This window comes from Magnetococcales bacterium, from assembly GCA_015228935.1.
Lineage (GTDB): Bacteria > Pseudomonadota > Magnetococcia > Magnetococcales > DC0425bin3 > HA3dbin3.
The window spans coordinates 1-5,408 of the sequence record JADGCO010000167.1 but is presented as its reverse complement, the minus strand read 5'-3'; the positions used below and the strand labels follow the sequence as shown (position 1 = coordinate 5,408).

The window sequence follows — 5,408 nt, the reverse complement described above, 5'->3', positions numbered from 1 at the left end:
GGTGGAATGGATGGTATGGACCAACCGTTTCTATTCCCTGTTCGCCATCTGGGTGACGGCCTTGACGATCAGCCTGGTCAAGGCTTCAGAAATAGAAATCAACAAGCAAACTACACAGCTGCGCAAGCTCTCCGCTGCCATTGAAGAGAACCCATCCTCGGTCCTCATCACCGATGCCGCCGGAAGGATCGAGTTTGTGAATGCACAATTTACCCTTTTGACCGGGTATACCTTCGAAGAGGTTGTTGGGAAAACACCGCGCATCTTGAAATCCGATAAACAGGACCCAAACGTTCATGATGCATTGTGGCGTCAGATCCGCTCGGGAAAAATATGGAAGGGAGAGCTGCTCAACAAGCACAAATCGGGAAGGAACTATTGGGCCTCGGTCTCCATCAGTCCGTTGTACGATGCCGAGGGTACCATTCAAAACTTTGTCGGCGTTCAGCATGATATCACCGTGGCCAAGGAAACCGAGTTGTGGAATTCCCAGGTTACCAGAGATTTGAAGACCCGATTCCGGTTCGCAGAAATCCTGGAAACCGCAACCGATGAAGTGGAGACCTTGAACCAACTGTGCCGCGTACTGAATGAAGAAGCGGGGTATCACATGGCCTGGGTCGGGGTTGTCGAAACGGATGAGCAAAAACGGGTGGTTCCCCTGGCGCACCATGGTGTTGAACGTCCATTTCTTGAAAACCTGAATATTTCCTGGAGTGAGAACTCGCCACGGGGCAAGGGGCCAACCGGTCGGGCCGTTCGGTCCTGCAAGCCACAGATCATCCGGGATGTAGGCAGTGAACCCGATTATGAACCCTGGCGGGAAAATGCGTTGAAGCATGGGGTTGCCTCCAGCATTGCGCTGCCGTTGATGGCCTCCGATGGCGTGTTCGGGGTTTTGAACCTGTACTCAACCCGGTCTGACGCCTTCGACTCCACGGAGGTCATGTTGTTGTCGGCCTTGTCCAAGCACATGTCCGACGGGATTCTTCGTCTCCGGGAAGTCGATAGACGTTTGCTTGCGGAAGCCAGCATGAGAGACAGCGAACACCGATTCCGTGCCCTTTTTGATTCCATGACCAGCGGTGTTGCCATCTACCGGGCTGTTGACGATGGCGAGGATTTTATTTTCCGGGATATGAACAAGGCGGGCGCTGTCATCAGCCTGGTCAGCGACAGGGAAGCCCTCAAGGGGAGACGGGTTACCGAAGCCTTTCCAGCCATTCGGGAATTTGGCCTGTTGGACGTATTCAAGCAGGTCTACAGGACTGGGCAACCCATGCGGCACCCCATCAGTTACTACAATGATGGCCGGCACATGGCCTGGCTGGAAAACTCCGTCTTTCGGTTGGAATCTGGTGAAATTGCTACTGTTTATGATGATCTGACAGAACAAAAGCAGGCCGAGGACCAACTGAAACTGGCCCAGGTGTCGTTGGAAAACACCAATGACATGATATTCTGGTTGTTTCCCGACGGACGCTTTTTCAGGTTCAACCAATCGGTTTGTAAACGCCTCGGGTATTCGCCTGAAACCTTGATGACCATGCGCGCTTCCGATTTGAATCCCCAACATCCCCAGGAAAAGTGGCACGAGCACTGGGCGGAATTGAAGGCGAAAGGCTCTTTGAGGTTCGAGGCTGACCTGACCCGGGTAAACGCTCCCCCTCTGCCAGTGGAGATCAGTGCAAATTTCATGGTCTTCAATGGAATGGAATACAATATGGCCATTCTGCGGGATGTTTCGGAACGCAGGCAGATGGAGGCCGATCTGAGATTGAGTGAGGATAAGGCCAATCAGGCCAATCGCGCAAAAAGTGAATTCTTGGCCAAGATGAGCCACGAAATCCGTACCCCCATGAACTCCATCATCGGTTTGAACTATCTGGCGCAACAAACCGAATTATCCCCCCAACAAAGTGGTTATCTGAAAAAAATCGATGCAGCGGCCAAGGCCCTGCTGCGTATCATCAACGATATTCTTGATTTCTCCAAAATAGATGCCGGAAAACTGGATCTGGAACAGGAACCTTTCAATCTGGCAGAGGTTCTGGAACAGGTCATGGATGGCATTCTGGCCAAGTTCCAATTGACCAGGAATGTCGAACTGTTGCTCTCATTTCCCTTCGATATCCCGGTTGGCCTGGTAGGCGATTCCGTCCGTCTGGCCCAGGTTTTGACGAATCTGGGGGACAATGCCGTCAAGTTTACCAAAAAGGGCGAAGTTCTGGTTGCGGTTGATCTGGAGTCCATGACCGACGATCATGTCAATCTGCGTTTCACCATCAGGGATACCGGGATCGGTATTGCTTCGGAACACGTCGGCAAGCTTTTTCAATCCTTCCAACAAAGTGACAATTCCATCACCCGTCAGTACGGTGGGACAGGTCTGGGCCTGGCGATTTGTCGCTCCTTGGTGGAAATGATGGGGGGCCATATCGGCCTGGAGAGTGCCCTCGGGGAAGGGACCCGCATCACCTTCCACCTGGGCTTCCCGCGAGCCAGCCTCTCTGGACATGAATCCTTCATCCACGGGTGTTTTTTCCAGGGCAAACGCGTCCTGATCATGGATAGCAACAGCACCTCAGGAAAAGTGATACAAAGATATCTGAACTCGTTACAGTTGATCAGCACGATGGTGACTTCGGGCCAGAGGGGCATTCAAACCCTGAAGATGGTGGCCTCGGAGGGGGCGGCGTATGACTTGGTCATGCTGGATTGGAAGCTGGCCGACGGCAATGGCGAAGACATTCTGCGTCAGATCCGTGGGGACGGCCACCTTCGCAACATCCCGGTAATACTCATGGGGTATGAATCGGAAAGGCATGAAATCGTGGCCTGGATCGATGGAAAATTCAATGGTGTGTTTCTGCAAAAGCCGGTGATTCCCAGCAGGCTTTTGGAATGCCTGCTGGCCGCCTTTGGCCTGTCATCCTCCGACGTTGCCCAAACCTTGCAGACGCGCCGGGATGATCATTTGCAGTTGCAGGGATATCATGTCCTGCTGGTGGATGACATGAAGGAAAACCGTGATTTGGTGCGGGAAATTCTGCATGGACGGGGGGCGGATGTCACACTCGCGGAAAATGGCCAGGAGGCACTGGATCTGGTTGCCAGACAAGGGGCGGAGTTTGATCTGGTACTCATGGACATGCAAATGCCGGTGATGGATGGTCTGGAAGCGACACGGCAGATTCGACGCCTGGAACCATTCAGGAATCTTCCCATCATCGCGTTGACGGCGAGTGCCATGGTCGAGGAGGTGAATCAATGTCTGGCAGCAGGGATAAGCGATTATCTTGGGAAACCCATCGAAGTGGAATTATTGTTCTCCAAACTGTTGCAATGGGTGCGTGGGAAGTCGATCCCGGTTCTGGATGTCCGCGATCAGGAACATTCCCACACAGTCTGTGATGATAACCTGGTACCTCCTGCGGAACCGCATCCCGGCTTGGATGTTGGTGCCAGTTTGAATCGGTGTGATGGTGACCAGGCGTTTCACGCCCAGTTGATCGCCAACTTCATTGAGAACAATCATGACTGCGGCCATGTCGTTCGGACCTTGCTGGAAAAACAGGATTATGATTCAGCGCATCGGCAGATCCACAAGCTCCGGAACAGCGCAGGCAATGTGTCAGCCATGGAGGTCTTCGCCTTGTCAGGGGAATGTGAAAGGGCGATTCTCAATCGTGATATAATGACCACGTTGTCAAAGCTCTCTGCTTTGGAAACATGTCTGGACGTGGCCATTGCCTCGGCACGGAATTTTTTACACCAGCAGAAGAATCAAGTCATTGACAACGCACCGGTGGTGTTGGATGACCTGTTGTCCTCACTGGATGATCTGGACAAGATGCTGGACCGGAGGGAACTGAACGCCATTAAACTTTTCGATCAGATCAAACCCCAGATTTCCTCGGTCATTGCCGAGCCAGGTTTGATGATGGCATTGGAGAAGCATGTAGAACGCCTTGAAATAGACTCTGCCAAGGATGCGTTATCTGCGCTGATTCGTCACTTGAAACAGTAAGGAAACGCCATGCCTAGTGCCTGAGAACCATGAGTGATCTGGTTTGCATTCACGGCAGAATGGATTTTTTTTTTAGTTTTGGATTGGGGAAAGACCCATGCCTGACAAAGACCACACCTTGCCAACCCTGCTGATTGTGGATGATGAACCCGACAATATTCGCATTGCTGGGAGAATATTGGAGAAGGAATACCACCTTTTGTTTTCAACGACCGGGAAGGATGCGTTGGATATTGCCCAAACCAAACAACCCGACATGATTCTTCTGGACATCGTCATGCCGGATATGGATGGCTATACCGTGTGTTCCATGATCAGGCAAAATCCAGCAACCCAGGACATACCCATCATCTTCGTCACAGCCATGGAGCATGAACAGCACGAGGTGATCGGTCTGGAATTGGGTGCTTCCGACTATCTCAGCAAACCACTCCACCCCCTCATTTCCCGGCTCAGGATCAGAAATATACTGGAGCTGCACAAGGCACGGAACCATTTCAAGAATCTGGCCATGATCGATGGCCTTACTTCGATTCCCAACAGACGCCATTTCGATGAACGTCTTCAACATGAGTGGCACCGATCCGTCCGCTCCAAATCGCCACTGGCCATTTTGCTGATGGATATAGATTACTTTAAAAGCTTCAATGATCATTATGGCCACCTGGGTGGTGATGCAACCCTGAAGCGGATTGCGGCAGCATTGAAGGAAAGCATGATTCGTGTCACCGACACCTTGGCACGTTATGGTGGAGAAGAGTTTGTCTGTCTTCTGCCGGAAACCGATTTGATGGGAGTGCTGTTCATGGCCGAGAAGCTCAGGTCGGTCATCGAATCCCTGAACATTCCCCATGTCAAGTCGCTTATATCCGATCGTGTCACCCTGAGTGTGGGAGGGGCGGTCGTCGTTCCTGAGCAGACCATAAAGCAGGCGGCATTTCTTGCGGCTGCGGATGAAAATTTGTACAAAGCCAAGAACCATGGCCGCAATTGCGTCGTGTGTGAAAATTTCAGCCCTGAACGACCGTTGTCCACTGGATGAAAAGGTAACTTGGATAAGAAATCTTGACCGGGAACGAACATGATATCATTTTCGCAAACGAGGGGCCGGTTCTTGGGAACGGCAAATCAGCTTGCCTGCATGCCCAGTGTCTTGGCTCCCAGATCAACTGGAAACGGATTTGGTATTTTTGCTTGGTGATGATCAGGCGGCTTCGCCAAGGGCATCTTCCTCCATCATTTGATCCAATTTCTTCTTGGCGGCTTTTGCCCAATGTTGCCATTTGGGTCTCAGGGATCCAGGTCAAGGTCTACAAAACCCCTGGCTCTCCTGAACATGAGACAATCACCGTCCGGGGAAAAATTTATGTCATCACGA

The 5,408-nt window shown here is 51.8% G+C and carries 2 protein-coding genes; both read left to right on the top strand.

Annotation, left to right across the window (positions count from 1 at the left end; genetic code table 11):
• Positions 1–10: 10 nt before the first annotated feature.
• A complete protein-coding gene (locus tag HQL65_20145; protein ID MBF0138548.1) occupies positions 11–4,030 on the top strand; it encodes a response regulator in 4,020 nt (1,339 codons plus the stop codon).
• A gap of 97 nt (positions 4,031–4,127) precedes the next feature.
• A complete protein-coding gene (locus HQL65_20140; protein MBF0138547.1) occupies positions 4,128–5,072 on the top strand; it encodes a diguanylate cyclase in 945 nt (314 codons plus the stop codon).
• Positions 5,073–5,408 lie beyond the last annotated feature (336 nt).

Coding starts and splice junctions, on each gene's coding strand:
- HQL65_20145 (MBF0138548.1), top strand. CDS start 11: ATGGTATGGACCAACCGTTTCTATTCCCTGTTCGCCATCTGGGTGACG.
- HQL65_20140 (MBF0138547.1), top strand. CDS start 4,128: ATGCCTGACAAAGACCACACCTTGCCAACCCTGCTGATTGTGGATGAT.